General features: G+C 66.6%; 15 protein-coding genes and 1 tRNA gene. 3 read left to right on the forward strand and 13 right to left on the reverse strand.

All coding sequences use genetic code 11. The features are described from left to right. Positions 1–172: 172 nt before the first annotated feature. The 8 genes from LR394_RS03645 to LR394_RS03680 form a co-directional block, all read right to left on the reverse strand. Positions 173–1,318 (reverse strand): hypothetical protein, encoded by a 1,146-nt coding sequence (locus LR394_RS03645; RefSeq protein ID WP_231438903.1) that lies wholly within the window; start codon positions 1,316–1,318, stop codon positions 173–175. Between the two features lie 191 nt (positions 1,319–1,509). Continuing rightward, positions 1,510–2,604, reverse strand: a complete 1,095-nt coding sequence (locus LR394_RS03650; RefSeq protein ID WP_231438904.1) for an acetate/propionate family kinase — start codon at positions 2,602–2,604, stop codon at positions 1,510–1,512. A 4-nt stretch (positions 2,605–2,608) separates the two neighbouring features. Continuing rightward, on the reverse strand, positions 2,609–5,086 hold the full coding sequence (locus LR394_RS03655) for a phosphoketolase family protein (protein ID WP_231438905.1): 2,478 nt from the start codon (positions 5,084–5,086) through the stop codon (positions 2,609–2,611). Positions 5,087–5,300: 214 nt separating this feature from the next. Then, positions 5,301–6,167, reverse strand: a complete 867-nt coding sequence (locus LR394_RS03660; protein ID WP_331283040.1) for an alpha/beta fold hydrolase — start codon at positions 6,165–6,167, stop codon at positions 5,301–5,303. 458 nt (positions 6,168–6,625) lie between these two features. Next, on the reverse strand, positions 6,626–7,213 hold the full coding sequence (locus LR394_RS03665) for a TetR/AcrR family transcriptional regulator (protein ID WP_231438907.1): 588 nt from the start codon (positions 7,211–7,213) through the stop codon (positions 6,626–6,628). Further along, positions 7,155–8,720, reverse strand: coding sequence for an MFS transporter (locus LR394_RS03670; protein ID WP_231438908.1), 1,566 nt, complete (start codon positions 8,718–8,720; stop codon positions 7,155–7,157). Before LR394_RS03670 ends, LR394_RS03665 begins: the two co-directional genes overlap by 59 nt. Before the next feature lie 528 nt (positions 8,721–9,248). Further along, positions 9,249–9,323: transfer RNA gene (locus LR394_RS03675), tRNA-Arg, on the reverse strand. Positions 9,324–9,382: 59 nt separating this feature from the next. Further along, a complete protein-coding gene (locus LR394_RS03680) occupies positions 9,383–10,123 on the reverse strand; it encodes a FadR/GntR family transcriptional regulator (protein ID WP_231438909.1) in 741 nt (246 codons plus the stop codon). 227 nt (positions 10,124–10,350) lie between these two features. On the opposite strand from LR394_RS03680, the gene LR394_RS03685 reads away from it, so the two are divergent. Continuing rightward, positions 10,351–11,511: a type VII secretion protein EccE gene (locus LR394_RS03685; RefSeq protein ID WP_231438910.1), complete on the forward strand. Its 1,161-nt coding sequence runs from the start codon at positions 10,351–10,353 to the stop codon at positions 11,509–11,511. 26 nt (positions 11,512–11,537) lie between these two features. Here LR394_RS03685 and LR394_RS03690 read toward each other — a convergent pair whose 3' ends face one another. Next, on the reverse strand, positions 11,538–12,437 hold the full coding sequence (locus LR394_RS03690; protein ID WP_231438911.1) for a CehA/McbA family metallohydrolase: 900 nt from the start codon (positions 12,435–12,437) through the stop codon (positions 11,538–11,540). A 157-nt stretch (positions 12,438–12,594) separates the two neighbouring features. Beyond that, entirely contained in the window at positions 12,595–14,121 is a 1,527-nt protein-coding gene (locus LR394_RS03695; RefSeq protein WP_231438912.1) for a hypothetical protein, read from the reverse strand. 219 nt (positions 14,122–14,340) lie between these two features. Here LR394_RS03695 and LR394_RS03700 point away from each other — a divergent pair, with 219 nt between their 5' ends. Beyond that, entirely contained in the window at positions 14,341–14,994 is a 654-nt protein-coding gene (locus LR394_RS03700) for a hypothetical protein (RefSeq protein ID WP_231438913.1), read from the forward strand. Between the two features lie 167 nt (positions 14,995–15,161). Then, positions 15,162–16,517 (forward strand): hypothetical protein, encoded by a 1,356-nt coding sequence (locus tag LR394_RS03705; protein ID WP_231438914.1) that lies wholly within the window; start codon positions 15,162–15,164, stop codon positions 16,515–16,517. A 12-nt stretch (positions 16,518–16,529) separates the two neighbouring features. Here LR394_RS03705 and LR394_RS03710 read toward each other — a convergent pair whose 3' ends face one another. The 3 genes from LR394_RS03710 to LR394_RS03720 are packed head-to-tail and all read right to left on the reverse strand — an operon-like array spanning position 16,530 to position 18,083. After that, positions 16,530–17,129, reverse strand: coding sequence for an HD domain-containing protein (locus LR394_RS03710; protein ID WP_231438915.1), 600 nt, complete (start codon positions 17,127–17,129; stop codon positions 16,530–16,532). Positions 17,130–17,151: 22 nt separating this feature from the next. Beyond that, the gene (locus LR394_RS03715; RefSeq protein WP_231438916.1) at positions 17,152–17,424 is read right to left on the reverse strand and encodes a hypothetical protein; all 273 of its coding nucleotides are present in this window, start codon (positions 17,422–17,424) and stop codon (positions 17,152–17,154) included. Next, the gene (locus LR394_RS03720) at positions 17,421–18,083 is read right to left on the reverse strand and encodes a nucleotidyltransferase family protein (protein ID WP_231438917.1); all 663 of its coding nucleotides are present in this window, start codon (positions 18,081–18,083) and stop codon (positions 17,421–17,423) included. The genes LR394_RS03715 and LR394_RS03720 overlap by 4 nt, the downstream gene beginning before the upstream one ends. Positions 18,084–18,101: the final 18 nt, after the last annotated feature.

The following is an 18,101-nucleotide window of genomic DNA, read 5'->3' on the forward strand; positions in this document are numbered from 1 at the left end:
CGCGAGGTGGTTGATAATAGCGGACCCACCGCTCGCGAAATCGCTCGGACGGCACTCTTGCAGATATCAGAATGCCAGGTCAGGAGGGTTGCGAGAACGCACCGCCGGAGCGACGGAAATGACTCGCGAGTATTGTTGCGTATAACGATGTCATCGAACCTGCCGATGATGTTCAGGCCGACCGGTAATCCACCGAACGGCCCGAGGCCAGCGCCCGGAATCGGGAGATCAGATCGGCCTGACGGGCCGGGAGAAACTCCTGGGCGGCGGCCGCCGCGTCATCGTACGCGGAGATCAGGAGTTTCCGGGCGATCGGCTGCCCGGTGCTCTCGATCAACGTAAGAGTGGCCAGGGTCAGGGCGAAACGCAGACGTACCGGAAGTTCGGCGGTATGCAGTTCCCCGTCCCTGGGCAGATTAGGAACGCATTCGCTCAGGGCACTCATCGCCGCGGAGGCGAGGGCGTGCCGGGCCTGGGGATCCGGCTCGCGGGCACAGGTCAGCAGGGAGCTCTCGGCGTGGGTGATCCGCGGATCGGGCTCCGGGTCGCGGGTGTGGATGACCTCCAGCCGGTCGAGTCGCGCGGGCTCGTCATGGAGGCTGGGTACGTCGTCCAGGTCGGGCGGAGCACTCGAGCGCATGCTGGCTGGATTGGGGACGCTCGGCGCACCGAGCTGGGGTAGGTGCGGTGGGATAGGGGCCGGCTGACGTCGTGGGGCTTGCGCTGCGTTGGGCAGGCGCGCGGCAGTCGGACGGTTCCAGGGGGCGGCATTGCGCGGGGGACGGTTGCTTTGGTTGCGCGGGGCCGGGTTACGTGGGGCTTGGCCTTGTGGTTTAGGTCGAGCCGAAGGCGTCCGGTCGGGCGGGAACTCGTCCCCATAGGCGTAGAGCGAGGGTGCGCCGGTTGAGGTGTAACCCCCGCTGGTGAAGCTGCGCTGGGTGAAACGGGGCGCGGGCTGGTCTCCGCGCTCAGGACGACGTGGGCGCGGAGAGGAGCGCGGAGGGCGGGGGCGCGACGAAGAGCTTGGTGGTGGCTCGTTTTCGGTCGCGGAGGGCTGGTCGTACCAGGGGGAAGGCGCGAAGTCCTTGGTCCGGGGCAGCGACGAGATCCGCCGGGCCAGCGCGTCCGGATGCAGCACCCGGTAGCGGGGCGAGCTGGGCTGAGCCTGGTGCCGGGCGATCCGTTTGGCGAAGAGGTCATGGTGCTCGTCCAGCACCAGCACCACGCGGTCCTCGTCGGTGTGGCAGTACGCGGCCACGGTCGCGGCGTCGAACTCCTTCAGGTCTGCCGCGGTCGACAGCACGTCAATGTCGATCACGGTGGCCCCCTCAGGCTCAGTGACTACGCCTAGCTATCGTGAGCCGCCATTTTCTCGACACACAGTGATGAGCGAGTGAGCGACACGCCTTAGTCCGATGTGACTGGGGAGATTCGGCTGTTCGGCCGGGACAAAAGTGACGAGGGGCGGGCCGAAGCCCACCCCTCGTCCGGTACTGACGGAACCCTGGTCTACCCCAGTAGTTTCCGGACCTCGCCGGCGATCTGCAGGTCTTCCCGGGCGTTGATCACGAACGTGCGCGCCGCCGCGCCCGCCGCGCTGATCTCCTGGTCCTTGCCCCGGGTGACGCCGTTGACCTGCTCGTCCACCGCAACCCCGGCCCAGCTCAGGCTCTCGGCGATCCGGCCGCGCACGATCGGGCTGTTCTCGCCCACCCCGCCGGTGAATACCAGCAGGTCGAGGCCGCCGGCCGAGGCCATCATCGACCCGATCGAGGCCCGCAACCGGTGCAGGTACACGTCCATCGCCAGGATCGAACGCTCGTCCCCGGCCGCGAGACCGGCCTCCACGTCCCGCATGTCCGCGGTGCCGGCCAGCGCCGTAAGGCCACCGACCCGCTCCAAGCCGTGCTGGACGTCCTTTGCTGTCATCCCGGCCTGCTGCTGCAGCCACAGCACCAGACCCGGGTCCACCGTGCCCGACCGGGTGGCCATGACCAGGCCCTCCAGCGGGGTGAAGCCCATCGTGGTGTCCACGCTCTCGCCGCCGACGACCGCGCTGAGCGAGGCGCCTGCGCCGAGATGGCAGATCACGATGCGCAGTTCGGAGACCGGACGCCCGGCCAGCTCGGCGGCCCGGCCGGAGGCGTAGGCGTGCGAGAGGCCGTGGAAGCCGTAACGCCGGATGTTGTGGGCCTGGCGCCACTCGGCCGGGATCGGGTAGGTGCTGGCCCCGGCCGAGAGCGTGCTGTGGAAGGCAGTGTCGAAACAGCCCACCGCCGGTACGTCCGGCAGCACCTCGGCCACCGCCTCCAGGCCGGCCACGGCCTTGGGGTTGTGCAGCGGGGCGAGCGCCGACAGATCGCTGATCTGCTGCAGCACCTCGGCGTCGATCCGGACCGGGCCGCTGAACCGCGTTCCCCCGTGCACGATCCGGTGGCCCACGGCTTCGGGGGCCGGCCATTCCTTCAGTGCCGCCGAGAGCTCAGCGGTGTCGAAACCGCTGGCGTCGGCCGGAAGGTTCACGGTTCCGAACACCTCGTCGTCGTCCCCCAGGAGACTGACCTTGAGGCTCGACGAGCCCGCGTTGACCACCAGAACGCGCATCGTGTTACTCCTGCTCCTTGCTGTCCGGGCCGCTCGGCGCGTCATTGCCCGGGTCGGTGCCCAAGTCGCTGTCGGCCTCACTGTAGGGCCACGACCAGTTCGCGATCTCGGGGACGTCCTCGCCGTGTTCCCGGGTGTAGGCGCGGGCCTGGATCCGCAGGTCGTCCAGCTTCTGGCGGAGCGTGGCCCGGCTGCTGCCCAGCGCGGGCACCCGGTCGATCACGTCCATCGCCAGCCGGAACCGGTCCAGGTCGTTGAGCATCACCATGTCGAACGGCGTGGTGGTGGTGCCCTCCTCCTTGTACCCGCGCACGTGGATGTTGCTGTGGTTGTTGCGCCGGTAGGTCAGCCGGTGGATCAGCGTCGGGTAGCCGTGGTAGGCGAAGACCACCGGCTTGTCCTTGGTGAACAGCGCGTCGAACTCGCTGTCGGACAGACCGTGCGGGTGCTCGGACTCCGACTGCAGACGCATCAGGTCGACCACGTTGATCACCCGGACCTTCAGCTCCGGCAGGTGCTGGCGCAGCAGGTCCACCGCGGCCAGGGTCTCCAGCGTGGGGATGTCACCGGCGCAGGCCAGCACCACGTCCGGCTCGCCCTCGCAGTTCGACGCCCACGGCCAGATCCCCAGGCCCCGGGTGCAGTGCGCGATCGCCTCGTCCATGCTCAGGTAGTTCAGCGCCGGCTGCTTACCGGCCACCACCACGTTGACGTAGTTGCGGCTGCGCAGGCAGTGGTCGGTCACCGACAGCAGGGTGTTGGCGTCCGGCGGCAGGTAGACCCGCACGACCTCGGCCTTCTTGTTCACCACGTGGTCGATGAAACCCGGGTCCTGGTGCGAGAAGCCGTTGTGGTCCTGACGCCAGACGTGCGACGTGAGCAGGTAGTTCAGCGACGGGATGGGCCGCCGCCAGGGGATCTCCGAGGTCGTCTTCAGCCACTTCGCGTGCTGGTTGAACATCGCGTCGATGATGTGGATGAAGGCTTCGTAGCAGGTGAACAGGCCGTGCCGGCCGGTCAGGTTGTAGCCCTCGAGCCAGCCCTGGCACAGGTGCTCGGACAGCACCTCCATCACCTGGCCGCCGGGATCGAGGTGGTCGTCCTCCTCGTACCGCTCGGCGTTCCAGGCGCGGTCGCTGACCTCGAACACCGGGGAGAGCCGGTTGGAGGCGACCTCGTCCGGGCCCATCAGCCGGAAGTTGTCCGGGTTGGCCTTCATCACGTCGCGCAGCCAGGCCCCCATCACCTTGGTGGCCTCGCTGGACCGGGTGGCCGGGTCGGTGACGTCGACGGCGTAGTCGCGGAAGTCCGGCAGCCGCAGGTCCCGCATCAGCAGACCACCGTTGGCGTGCGGGTTCGCGCTCATCCGCCGGTTGCCCGCAGGGGCCAGCGCGGCGAGCTCGGGCAGCAGCGAGCCGTCCGGGCCGAACAGCTCCTCGGGCTTGTAGCTGCGCAGCCACTTCTCCAGCTCGGCGCGGTGCGCGTCGTCGCTGCGGGTACCGGACAGCGGCACCTGGTGCGAACGCCACGAGCCCTCGACCTGCTTGCCGTCCACCGTCTTCGGGCCGGTCCAGCCCTTCGGGGTGCGCAGCACGATCATCGGCCAGGCCGGGGGTTCTTCCGAGGTGGCCCCACTGCGGGCCGCTCGCTGGATCTGGGCGATGTCGTCGAGCGCTTGTTCCAGAGCGGCGGCAAAGGCCTGGTGCACCTCGGCCGGGTCGTCCCCGGCGACGATGTACGGCTTGTGGCCATAACCCTCCATCAGCGCGATGAGCTGCTTCTCCGGGATCCGGGCGAGCAGCGTGGGGTTGGCGATCTTGTAGCCGTTCAGGTGCAGCACCGGCAGCACCGCGCCGTCACGCCGCGGGTCGACGAACTTGTTGGAGTGCCAGCTGGCGGCCAGCGGACCGGTCTCCGCCTCGCCGTCGCCGACCACCGTCAGGGCGATCAGGTCGGGGTTGTCGAAGATCGCGCCGTAGCCGTGCACCAGGGCGTACCCCAGCTCACCGCCCTCGTGGATCGAGCCCGGCGTCTCGGGCGCCACGTGGCTGGGCACCCCGCCCGGGAAGGAGAACTGGCGGAACAGCTTACGCAGCCCGTCCTCGTCCTCGGTGATGTGCGAGTAGACCTGGCTGTAGGTGCCTTCGAGGTAGGCGTTGGCCACCAGACCCGGACCACCGTGACCGGGGCCGGTGATGTAGATGACGTCCAGATCGCGCTGCTTGATCAGCCGGTTCATGTGCGCGTAGATCAGGTTCAGGCCGGGCGTGGTGCCCCAGTGGCCGAGCAGGCGGGGCTTGATGTGCTCCGGCGCCAGCGGCTCGTGCAGCAATGGGTTGTCGAGCAGGTAGATCTGGCCCACGGACAGGTAGTTCGCAGCGCGCCAGTAGGCGTCGATCCCGGCCAGTTCCTCTTCGCTGAGGGGTTTGTGGCTGGTCAGCTGGGTTTGGGTCACCGTCTCGTCGGTCATGGCATCGGTCATTGCCGGACCGCTCCTCTCGATCGGGGTGGTCCCTCCCGGCCCCTCGGGCTGGGGGAGATGCTCTGATCCTTTCGGACTCCGGCGATGGTGCAAACAGGACTTTCGTAACGGGTGTCGTCTTCGTTGGACCCCTTCCCCCAGCCGAGCGGCCTTGATGCGACAAGGCGCGGGGCAGTGGCACAGCTCACCGGATCGCCCGGATGTACGACAACTGTCAATGAGAGACGTTATGGTCCAGTAGTTTTCGGAGCTCACCGGCCACGGTGGCGGGATCGTCGAGCGGTACCAGGTGTCCCGACCGTCCTGCGAAGACGTGCCGACCGCCATCTTGACCCGCCCGCACCCGATGTGCCAGTTGCAAAGCCGCCAACCGTTCGGTATTGATGCCGGGGGAGGTCTGACCTGCCGATATCACCGTCAATGAAACGCCTTTCAGTGACGGTGGTTGCTGCTTGAGGGCGAAGAGATCCCGGCTGAGGTGGGCCAGCTCGGCGCGGTAGGTAGCGGCAGTACCCCGCGTGAACGCTTCCCTGTGCATGTCCGCCGCTGCGTCGTCCGGCATCAGCGCCAGCACGCCGCGCGCAGTGAGTCGGTTCAGGCCGGTGCTCGTCATCAGCCGGCTGAGCACCGGCATGATCTTCTCCAGCCGTCTGGCCGGGGGAGAAAAGTACAGGTCGCACGCCTCGTCGGTGGGATCGACCAGCAGCAGCCCAGCCACCCGCCCGGGATTCGCTGCGGTGGCCACCCGCGTGATCGGCCCGCCCCAACTGTGCCCAGCCAGGATCACTCGCTCACCCGGGGGTAGAAGCTGATCGAGAAACGCGTTCAGGTCCGCAGCCAGATCGTTCAGCCCCCGCGCCCCCTGGGCAGCCGGGCTGCGCCCCAGGCCAGAACGGTCGTACGCCACCGTGGTGAACTTCCCGGCCAGCTCGTCCTGCACCCGCGCCCAATAACTACGGCTCGCTCCGAGGCCGGCTTCCAGCACTACGAGTGGACGGTCGTCCCGGCCCTCGCGGCGCATGTAGAACAGCTCGCGCCCGTCCTTCAGCCGTACCGAGCCCGCCTCGCCTTGGATGTGCATCCGTGCCCCCACCGTCCTCGAGTTAGGACAGCCTAACTGGGTGGTGGAAACGGTGTCTGATCGACGTCCGTCGGCGGTTGCCGGTTCGGTTGCGGACGGTCTGGAAAGCGTCGTGGTCGGAAAGACGTGAGCGAACTGGATGAGCTGCGAGGCCGAGTGTCTGCCGTCGAGACCGAGCTGACTCGGCTGACGGCCGTGGACACCGAGGTTTCGAGCCTCCGGGAGGAGAACGCCGTGACCCGCACTGTGGATCGGCCCACCTGATCCCACGATCAACCGAACCGGGATGGCTCAAGGCCAGGGTGTCCCGTTCCTCATTGCGTTTGTGCTGGTCAGAGCGATCAGGGGACAGCAGGGGGAGCGGGCTCTCACGTCATGGGCGTCCCATTCCGCAAGGAGGCCCATGGCTGCTCTGCCCTGTCGTCCGGCATCGTTCGGATACCGGACGACGTAGGCGTCTATTGGGCGGAGGATTCGGAACGTGAGTAGGTCGGTTCCGCCATAGCCAGGAGAGTTTCGCGCATAGCTGGGAGATCGACCCGAGCTCTGCTGTGCTCGTGCGCGGCGGCCTCGCCTGTTCTGTCGGCTGCGTACCGGACGATGCGTGACCAGGCCAGGTCTAGTCCATCCTGAGCGAAGGCCTGTTCCCAGTGATCTTCATCGGCCTCCAGGGCCTGCCGCACTCCTTCGATGGGCATCAGGGTCTCCCATGGCACGCCGAGGAACAGATGGGGCGCCTGGCCATCGTCGGGGCACATGGTCCGCACGTAGGCGCGGAGTAGTTTCCCAGGCCGGTTTTCCGAGAGGTCCACGGCCTCGAGTACCTTGCGGCGGAAGTTCGCTGTTCCTTCTTCCGCTACTGCTACGAGGAGCGAGTCCTTGGAGGGAAAGTGATGAAGTAGGCCACTTTTGGACACTCCTGCGGCTTCCGCGATGTCGCCGATCTTGACTGTGACCCCGTGGGCGGCGAGCAGCCGTTCGGCTGCTTCACGGATGGCCTGCCGGGTTCGCTCCTTGTCCCTGTGGATGGTGGGCTTCGTTGGCATCGCTGGGGGTCTCCTCGGGGTTGCGCTGCTTGGGGATCAAGCGCCAGGCGATGACCGCTGCCACCAGCATCAGGGCGCCAGCAATATAGCTGGTGGCCTGAACGGCGTTGAGGAAGGCATCTCGGCCGGCGTCCAGCAGAGCAGTGTTGTCGCTGTTGGCGACGGCACCGGCGATGGACTCTTGCGCGGCATCGGCGGCGTCCGATGGCGTTTCTGTCGGGATCTGAAGCTGGGTTCGGTAGATGAGGGTGGTCAGGGTTCCCAGGATCGCGATGCCGAGGGCTCCGCCCAGCTCGTAGGCGGTCTCGGAGATGGATGCGGCTGCGCCGGCTCGTTCCTTGGGGGCCGCGGTCATGACCGCGTCGGTGGCGAGAGTCTGGGCGATGCCCAGGCCCAGGCCCAGGACGACCAGCGAGACAGCGATGGGAAGGTAACCCTCGATGTCTCGGGTGAAGGCGAGAGTCCCGAATCCGATGCCGGCGACCCCCAGCCCCAAGGCCAGCGCGGGGCCGGTTCCCAGCCGTTGAAGGGAACTGATGACGGCAATGACGGCGATCGAGGCGATGGTCAGGGGGATCTCGGCAGCGCCGGCCTGCACGGGGGTGTATCCGTGCACGAACTGCAGGTACTGCGAGAAGAAGAAGACGACGCCGATCAGGGCGAAGACAGCGATCGTGCTGGCCGCGACCGCACCGGAGAACACCGGATTGCGGAAGAGCTGCAGATCAATCAGAGGCTGGTCGAGGCGGCCCTGACGGCGGACGAACAGCGTTCCCGCGCTCAGTCCGATGATGAGTGTGGCCAGGCTCTGGCCGTCGAATCCGCTGCTGATGGTGTGCTTGATCGCGTACACCAGCGGTACCAGCGTGAGGATCAGCAGAACCGACGAAACCCAGTCCACGCTTGGCCGCTCAGGGTTACGGGACTCCTTCAGCAACGGGATTCCCAGCAGCAGCACGACTGCGACCACCGGCACGTTGATCAGGAAGACCGCGCCCCACCAGTAGGCCTGAATCAGTGCACCGCCGACGAGCGGGCCGATGGCCGCTCCGCCGGTCATCCCGGCGGTCCAGATGGCGATGGCCTTGGCCCGTTGCCCGGGGTCCAGGAAGTGGTTACGGATCAGCGAGAGCGTCGAAGGCATGATCGTCGCGCCACTGACGCCCAGGAGTGCCCGGGCGGCGATCAGCCACTCCGCGGACGGAGCGAAGGCCGCTAGAAGCGATGCAGCAGCGAACCCGGCGCTGCCCAGCAGCAGGATCCGCTTGCGCCCGATTCGGTCGGCGAGATTACCCATCGTGATCAGTAGGCCGGCCAGGGCGAACGCGTAGATGTCGGCGATCCAGAGGATCTGGTTTGCCGAGGGCTGCAGGTCGGCCACGAGAGACGGTACGGCAAGGGCGAGAACGGTGCCGTCGATGGCCAGGATCAGTACAGCCAGAGTGAGGATGGCCAGCACTGTCCAGTCGCGGGGCTGGGCGCGGGGTGGTGACTCGGTGTTATGCACATCAGCAAAGTACACTCATGGGTCTCTTGTGCAAAGTCAGAAGATTCCTCTAACCGACCCGTGGGTCTGTAAGAGTTGACTGCTTCACTCACCGGGGCTGTCGCCCGTGGGCGCCGTGCACCGGTGCGGGCTGGGCATGTGACGGCGCGTGCATGGCCGAGGTGCTGGCCTCGCGGCTGGCGGCAGCCACGTACGACATCCGGCACGCTGTGGCGTCCATCTGGCTCGACGAAGGGGCGCCATCGACGCAGGTTGCCGAGTGGGCCGGCCACTCGGTGGAGGTGCTGAAAGATCTACGCGAAGTGCTTGGACGGGGAGCGAGCGAGATGCAGCATCGGATGGAGTGGGTTCTTGGGCTGGGTCGGCGACCGCGGTCCGGCCGGCCCAAAACTTCCCCGCGGACTTCTGCGCGTATTTCCCGTGAGCGCTAGTTGAGAGCCGTTGACGGCCGGATACAGCCGGACCGCAAACGAAAGCCGCTGACCGGCATCTTGCCTGGTCAGCGGCTTGTTTTGGCTGGTCCTGCGGTGGTGCCCCCGGCAGGATTCGAACCTGCGCTTTCGCCTCCGGAGGGCGACGCTCTATCCCCTGAGCTACGGGGGCTCGGGTGTTCTGAACACTAGCAGTCCAGCGGTCCCGAGAGCCAATTCATTGGCCCGGCGTCAGCTGTCGACCGGTAGGCACACCACAAGATCGATCAGACCGTCCCGGTCGCTGCCGGCGATCAGCGCGTCCAGGAAGGCCGCGGCCTCGGTGGCCGCCTGCTCGGCGTTGCCGGAGATCACGGCCTCGACCAGGGCGGAGTGGTCGTCGTCCTCGGGGGCGATCACCGTGACGTTGACCCGGACGTTCTCCTGCAGGGAGTCGAGCAGGTTCTCGTACAGGTCGACCAGGAGGGGGTTGTGCGAAGCCTGCACGATCGCGCGGTGCAGGCTGACGTCGGCGATCACCAACTGCTCCACGTCGCCGTGGGTGCGGGCGGCCTGTCGGCGGGCGTGGAGCTCGCGCAACTTGCTGATGTCGGCCGGCGTGCGGCGGCTGGCGGCCAGGCGGGCGGCACCCACCTCCAGCGTGCGGCGGACCTCGAGCACGTCCAGGCGGCGGGCGTCGGCCACGCGGCGGCTGACCGCGCCCGCGAGCTCGCTGGCGGCCAGCACATAGGTGCCCGAGCCCTGGCGGCGCTCCAGCAGGCCGGCGTGGACCAGGGACTGCACGGCCTCGCGCACGGTGTTGCGGCTGGTGGCGGTGAGCTGGGAGAGCTCGGTCTCGGTCGGGATGCGCTCGCCGACCGGCCAGGCGCCGGACGTGATCTGGCTGCGCAACTGCTCGATGACCTGCTCGATCAACCCGGCCCGGCGGGACGGGCGCAGCGAACCAGGAGCGTCGCTCACCGTGGCTGACATCGAATCATCCTATCGATAAGGGATAAATCGGAACCTGTGGACGTGCCGTGGAGCTGAACGGTGCGAGGAGCAGGCCGGTGATTTTCTCGCGGTACTTGACGAGGCGGCACCAGCGTCTCGGGTCAGACTGTCACGTCCGGCCGGGCGGGTGCTGACGATCGGGTCTGGACGTAGCTGCGACCGCGCGCTCTACCTGGCCCTTTGCCGGGCCTCGTACGATGTGCCCGGTGAGCATCGTGTCCCCGGTCCCGCCGGCCTCCCCGGAGCAGGCCGGCCCGACGCCGCAGCGTCGTCCGCACCAGGTCGGGGTGCTGCATCTGTCGCAGCTGCTGCTGGTCGAAGTGATCGTGCTGGGCGTGGCGGCTGCCACCGGGCTGGGAATGGTCCCTGCGATCGTCCTCGGTCTGTTCGGTCTTCTCCTGATCGGGTTCACGTTCCTGCGCAAGCAGGACCGGTGGGTGGCCGAGTGGCAGCTGCTGCGCTGGCGGCTGGCCCGGCGCACCAAGAAGACCGACATCGTGCACCCGGATGCCCGGGTGCACGCCTTGCGGACGATCGCGCCGGGCCTGAACGTGGTCGGCCGGGAGACCGCCGACGGAAACATGGCTGGAATCGGCGGTGATCAGGCCGGCTGGTTCACGGTGCTCGAATGCCAGGAGCTGGGTGAGCATCTCACCCAGGAGACGCCCGGTCCGCCGCTGGAGCGGATCGCGCAGTTGCTCGCCGATTCCGAGATCCCGGGCCTGCGGGCTCAGGTGCTCACTCACACGGTCCTGCCCCCGGCGGTTGCCGAGCGGGCTTCGGCTCTTGGGGTGCCGAGCTACTCGCCCGCCGAGGTCGTCACGTGGGTGGTGCTCCGGCTGGACGCCCAGGCCCTGGCTCAGGAGGCACGCAGCGCCGAAGTCTCGCCCCCGGAGATCCTTCTGGCGGTGACCCGGCGGCTGGAGAACCTGCTCAAGCGCAGTACCCGAACGCTCTGGCGGGTGCTCGACGCGGAGGGTTTGACGCTGGCGCTGACCCGCTCGTGCGGTCTGGACGGGGTGACAGCTCCGGTCGAAGAGCTCGACCGGGTGAAAACCGGCTCTCTGCAGCAGGTCACGTTCTGGGTTCGGTCCTGGCCGAAGTCCGGTGAACCGTGGCTCCTGCTGAACGCGCTGTCTCTGGTGCCGGCCGCGTTCGTCAGTGTGAGCATCCTGCTGGAACCGGACGGCGAACAGGCCCGGTTGCGCTGCCTGGTCCGGGTGGCGGCGGGGGGCGGCAACCTAGACGCGGCAGTGAGCACGATGCTGGAGGTCGCTGAGCAACTCGAGGCGGACCTGATGCGACTCGACGCGGAGCACGGACCGGCGCTGTACGCCTCGGCCCCCAGCGGCGGCGGGATCGGCTAGCGGGCTGACGCGAGGCCGTTCTCGACTCAGGAGAACCGGATCGGGTTGCTCCAGGCTCGGTGACCAGACGCGTCCTCAATTGTGACCCGGCAGAAGGTGTTCTCGAATCTTGAGGTCGGGAAGGTCGCTGAGGTGAGGTCCGTGCCTTCGCGGACCTGGACTCCGGGGGCGCCTCCGGTGACGACGATCTTGCTGGCCGGCGAGCACTCGATGCTGATGGTGCCGTCCGAGGTCTCGATCCGGTGCAGTTGCGGGCCGGTGCTGGAGTAGTAGCGACCCATCTTGAGGGCGGCCAGAAGCTCTTCCGGGTTGAGGGTTTCGGCCCAGACCTGGACCCAGGCGGCGCAGCCGGGCGGGTCTCCGGGGGTGAAGTGGGCGTCGTCGGCGGCGTAGGCACTCAGCTGGTGGCCACGGTTGAGCAGGACGTCGGTGAGGTGCCAACTGTCTGCGCGTTCTTCCCGGGCGGCGAGGGCGTTGTAGACCTCGACTGCGTGCGCCGAGTCGAGAGTTTCGGCGTCTTCCAGTGTGAGGATGGATGCCGCGGGGTGGGCCATGCCGATGAATGCGCCTGCGGCTCGGGCTCTTCGGGCGGTTTCTGGCCCGGTCTCGTTCGCGCCGGGCGGGGTGAAATCAAGGGGCAGGCCGAGCGCCAGGATGTGCCACTCGGAGGAGAACGCGGTGCGGGGGCCGTGCAGTTCTGCCCCGAGGAGCGTGGTGAAGTTCTTGGTCCGCAGCGGGCGGGTGTCGGTCAGGGGGAAGTTGTACTGCGGCCGGAAATGGTCGGTGATCGCGAGGAAGTCGTAGCCGGCGTCTTGGTAGATGCGGGCGGTCTCTTCGGGGGAGAGCGCGCCGTCGGAGCGGTTGCTGTGGGTGTGGAGATTACCGCGCCAGAACCGTCCGGAGCCGGGGAAGGGGCAGTGGATCATGCTTCGGCCAGTTCGTAGTCTTGGGCGGGGACGAGGTCAACGCAGCGGAGGGTCTGCAGTACCGAGAACACGAAAATCCTTCACATCGGGCGAGGAACTAATCTGGACGTTCCAGGATCGGATCGGGTTGCTCCAGGTTCGGTGACCAGAGGCGTTCTCAATCTTCGGTCAGGAACGCGGTGGCCTCGTCACGAAGCGTCTGCGGGGCTACCTGCCAGATCGGGGTGCGGGTGACCTCACGGAGCTTGACCTTCTTGACCTCGTCGGGGGCGTCGTCGGTGAGGCCGATGTGCATCCACATGTCGGCCAGTCGGTGGTAAGGCAGTTCCCAGGAAAGGCCGATGGGGGCCGGTTCTGGTGTGGCCGGTTCGACGGTGTGAACCTCGTCGGCCTGCATCGGCGGGTCGATCTCGATCAGGCTGAGCCCGAAATACTCGATCAGCTGGCGGAACCTGGCCCGGTACCTGGAAGCGATGCCCGGTGCAGGCATCATGCCCTCGAACAAGAGCGTCATCACCCAGCCGTCCGGGCCGACACGCCCCAGATCGACTGTCAAAGTGGAGTCTTCCGAGACGGCGAACGAGCAGTGGGCAATGCTGCCCGAACGGCCGGGGCCGATGGTGCGGGCGATGGGTTCCAGGCCGAGGCGCACGATGAGTTCGTTCACCTGAGCGGGGGTAAGGGTGCCGCGGCTCAGTGCCTGGAGGAACGGAAGGAGCAGCCGTCGGGCCGAGTTCGCGGAAGACTTGGTAGCGAGGTCGGTGCCGGCCCGAAGGGGATCGTTCGGACCCGTACGTTCGGGAGCCCACCACCACCAGTGCGAGGCTGGGACACGCTCCGGGACCCAGCCTGCCGGGAGTGGTTCCTTTCCCCAAGCGGTCTGCTCCATCAGATCTTCGATGTCTTCGGGGTAGTCCGGTGCCAGCGCAACCTCGCGGCAGTCGGCGAACAACGGGTTTTCCCAGACCATGTCGAGGATCGATCGCGCGTAGCAGGCCCGGTACCAGTAATCCCGGTACTCGCCGCTGGTGTAGTTCTCGGCCCACGCCAGGAAACTGCTCATGACCTGGGGATTCACATGAATGAAGGCGTGGAGCTCCCGCCACATCCGCTGCACGGCCTCGCGGCTGTGATGCCCGGGTTCGCCCTGGGTCAGTATGGCGAAGAACAGAATCTCCATGGCATCCTGGAACGAGTTGTGGTCTCTCGGATTACGGCGCACCTGGGCCATGCGCCCCCAAAAGGGAGAGGCCGGTGCTTTCGCGAGAGAATCCCGTTCTGGCGAATTTTCAGGGCCGGTGGCCGAGGGCGAGATCAGTTCGCCGGCCCGCTCGGCCATCTCGACGAGAACGTCGTATTCGAGGTCGGGAACGGTGTAGGACCTCTGCCGGATGAATTCGAGGAACCCGGAAGGGAGTTCGACGTTGTGGGTGTCGAAATAGAACACCAGGTCGTCGCGCCAGAGGTGCTGGCCATCGGTGATCACGGAGTCGCCGCCAAGGAGTCGCCTGGTGCGTCCGACGATCTCGTAGTCGCTGCTCAGCATGGAGAAGACCTCGGTGCCACTGCGCAGGTAGCTGAGCACCTCAGCCTTGTCGGGCAAGGGGGTGAAAGAGATCTTGTCATGGATGCTCGGAAACTCGTCGGCCCGGGAGGCGTGAAACATCTCCCGGAACGTTCCCATTATTTCCATGGTGCTTCGCCCATTCTTCCGTCGATCGAGACCATCTCGAAGTTAGCTGATCGGCTGGGGCACAGACGTCGCTCGAGGGCTTGGGTCGGTGATCGTCCGGGTCGGAGAAGGCCCTCGTTCATCACGTTATGATCCGAGGGTAGTCGGCGACCGGAGGTGAGTTGACGGGTGGTGAGCGGGTCGATGGACGTCGATCGGATTCTGGCTACCGTGCGCGATCGGATTCTCTCCCCGGGGGAAGCCGTGACCGATGTCGTCGCGGGCAAGCACATAGTCCTGGTCAGCACGGCCGGGCGGGGGCTCACTGCGTACCGGCCGGACGACTGGGGCGTGGCCAAGGAGTCCTGGGTCGACGATGTCCTCCGGGTCGAGGGCCCGGAACCGATGACTCATGTGGAGCCTGAGATCTTCGCGGTGATCTACGCGAAGGACGGGGAGACGTACGTTCTCGGGCTTCATGGTGAGGACGATCTGGAGGCGCTGGCCGGGCGTCTGGTGTTGCCGGGTGATCTGGCGATCAGTGCAACGGCGTTGGCCGAGCAGGTGGCGCTGCATCGTGTGGGTGGCTACTTCCACGGGACGCTGGTCGAGGGTTCGGTCTGGGGAGAGCCTTTGGCCGGGCGGTATCCCGCTGTCCTGGAGCAGGTTTCGTCGGTGGTGCATCCAGTTCGTCTGGAGCGTGCGGGTGAGCAGGCCCGGCTGGAGTTCTTCTCGTACACGAGCCGCCCGATCGAGCTGAACCTCTGGGTCACGGTGGACCGGTGGACGGTGGATGTGCTTCCCGGTCGGCCGGTATCGATTCAGCGGGCGACCGTCACCGAGGTGGAGGGGCACACGGGCGAGCAGCCACCCTGGGCGGGCTAGCGACTCACACCGGGGTCAAGGGATCGGTATGAATGATCAAGGTTCGCCGTCAGTAAGCTTGGTTTCTGGCGTGTTGCGCGGTGAAGGGGACGGCAGTGGAAGCTCTGGATGCTGATCGGGTCATCGCTTCGATCCAGGCGGGCGTGGTGAATCCGGGTGAAGCTGTCATGGATTCCTTCGTCAAGGACGGCCTCTTGTGGGTGCTCGCCGGGAACCGGGCTCTGGCAGTGAGCCGGGCGCAGTGGCAGCTTGCTGGTCAGCCGTGGGTGGAGGATGCCTTCCAGGTCATCGAACCGGCCCAGCGTCCTACCGAGGAGAACGTCTACGGCCTGGTGTATGCCAGGGACGGCTCGCAGTACGTGCTCGGCTCGCACCGGCGCAACGATCTGCCGGCTCTCGCCGCCCGGCTCACGCTCGAACCTGGTCAAGCGGTGGCTCCGGCCGCGCTGGCTGAGGTCGTGGCCTGGTTCGGGGCCCAGGGACGGGGGGTCCTGGTGGAGGGTTCGGTCTGGGGGCCGCCGATGTTCGATCGGTTCCCGGCCATCAGAGGACGGTTGAAAGGCCTCGAGCCTCTCCGGATCGAGGCGGGCGCGGGAAGGGTCAAGTTCAGTTCCTACTCGGTGTTTCCCGGGGGACCGCAACTGACCGTCGCCGTGGACGAATGGCAGATCGAGGCGGTGACCGGAGGCGATGCCCGGATTCAGCGCCGACGGCTCGCAGAGGTGGTTGTGGGAGCCCCGGACGAGGTCCGCGAGATCCGTGAACTTGACCTGAGGTGGGCGGCGCTCAGGCTGCCCCGGAAGGAGAAGCCGTTCGACGTCGAGCGGATCGTGCTGACGGTCCAGGACGTTCTGTACGGGCCGCAGGAGCGAACTATCGAAGTGGACGGTGGTCACCTGGGGATCGTCCTGAAATCTGGTTGGGGGCAGGAAGGCAGGACCGAAGACTTCTGGATCACCCGGCCTACCGACTGGGCGCTGGCCCTCGAGCCCTGGGTGGACGACGCACTGGTGGTCGAGAAGGATCGCTTCCAGACGCATTCCGGCCCCTCCATCAGCGGGATCTTCTACGCCGACGACGGTGCTGAGTACGTTCTGGGCCACGGCGGCCGGGACGGGGATCCGCAGCGTCTGGCTGAACGTCTGCTTCTGCCGGACCATCAGGCACCGGACGTGTCGGCCCTGGCCGAGGTGCTTGCCTACCTGGGAACGGAGCCCGGTGGCAGGTACGGAACCCTGATCGAGGGGTCCGTCAACAGCACGCCGCTGGCGCACCGGCTACCCGCATCGAGCGAGGTTCTGGCCGCGGTGTTCCCGTTGCGTCGCAGCGCCGACGAGACAACTGTTCGCCTGGAGTTCTTCAGCTATGTGCAGAGCAGGCACGCTTTTCCGTCAATCGTGACCGTATCGAAGTGGCTGGTCCAGGTGGGATCGGGAGTGGAAACGGTGGTCGAACGGCGTGAATTCGCTGTCGTTACCCTGGCCGACGAGTTTGGCGACGGCTCGGTGCAGTGGGCCCGTTGACTCCGGGTGGTATCAACTCCCGGCCAGGTAACCGAATTCGTTCTTCCAAGCGATGAACCAGGTGCGGTACCAGGGTAGTTGCGCCGCCAGCGGTACGATGTACTCAATTGTCTCGCGATAGTAGGACGCTTGTTTCTCGGGACGCGGATGAGTGTGAAGCTGCTGCACGTTGGTGATCCGGTCGGAGAGTTTGAGGGCAAGCACTCGGTCCGGGGCCTGGCTGAGATGATTCAGATAGGCGGCGCGGGCTTCGGACTTGCTTTGCTGAAGGGGGCGCGGGGGCTGGGTGACCCAGTTCACGAGTTCCCCGACGGCCGTTCCGAATCGGTCACTGACCTCGGTAATTTCGGTTGGAGTGTCTTCGACCACGTCGTGCAGCAGGGCAGCGGCGAGTAGATCCGTATCCGTCAGACCCGGGCCGTTCACGAGGACGTCCACCACCTGAAGCAGGTGATCGACGTAGGGTTCGCCGGCCGGGCGGGTCTGCCCGGCGTGACGTTCGGCGGCGAAAACGTAGATCTCGCCGAGTCGGTTAAGCGCGGGAGCATCGAGCTCCGAGCTCAGAGCAGTGTGTGCGCTGGGCCAGTCGGGCCAGCCGTCGAACGTACGCATCATCGGTTCCTCGGAACGAGAATCAGTCCTGCCCGGGTATCGGGAAGCGGCGGTCAAGGGTGGAACGGAAATCATCCCAGGACGGCAGCGTGCGAGGCCCGTCCTGCGGATGTACCGCTTCGGTGATGAATTCGGCAATGACCCGCCGGCGGTTCAGTTCGTGCCAGGCGCTCCGGCGGGCCTGCTCGTAGGACTCAGGACTTGAGTACTCCCGGCCGTCGATCACGAAAGCGACCCTCTGATCGTCATTCTCGGTGATCACGCAGGTGCAGGTGTAAAACTTGGGCTGGGTCACCGTCGGCTCTCTTCCTGGTCGAGGGCGGCAGCCTCGGAGAACATGCGAGCGATCAGCTGTCGCTGCCCGGGCGTCAGGTCATGATATTGCTTGAACAGCGTGTTGTGTTCGAGGTCGGCGGCGACGGACGCTCGATGCGTGGTGAGCTGTAGTTCGTAGGTGTACGCGGCACCGTTCACGTCGATCCGGACCACCATCGGGATAACCCGGTAGGCGGGATTCTTCCGTTTGGGGTCGGCGTACATGTTCTCGACCTCCAGGATCCTTCCGTGCTCACCGGTCCCGAATCGCTGCTGGATGGTGGACAGCACCGATCCGAGGTGCTCCATGCTGTTCACCGTGATCCGAGCACCTACAGCATCGATGACGTCCCCGACCTCGTAGGCAGGACGACCCGAGGCAACCATCCGGTGCACCTTGTCGAAGAGCCCGTCCGCGGTCTTGGTCCGCACGCTGCTGGTGCCGTTCTCGGGTGTGAGCGCCTCGACCTCCTCCCGCACAGCGGCTTCCACCTCGCTCATCAGCGTAAAGGCGTACTGGTCAACAGCGTCCCGCTGCTGCGGGGTCGGATCCTCTCCGACCGCTCGTTCCGGGTGTCCGGCCTTCTGCCGGTCGATGAAGGCCTGCTTGCGCGAGACGCCGTCGGGAGTTTCGTTCACCCAGGCCGGTACATGATC

The sequence above is a fragment of the Kineosporia babensis genome (genome assembly GCF_021129305.1).
Lineage (GTDB): Bacteria > Actinomycetota > Actinomycetes > Actinomycetales > Kineosporiaceae > Kineosporia > Kineosporia babensis.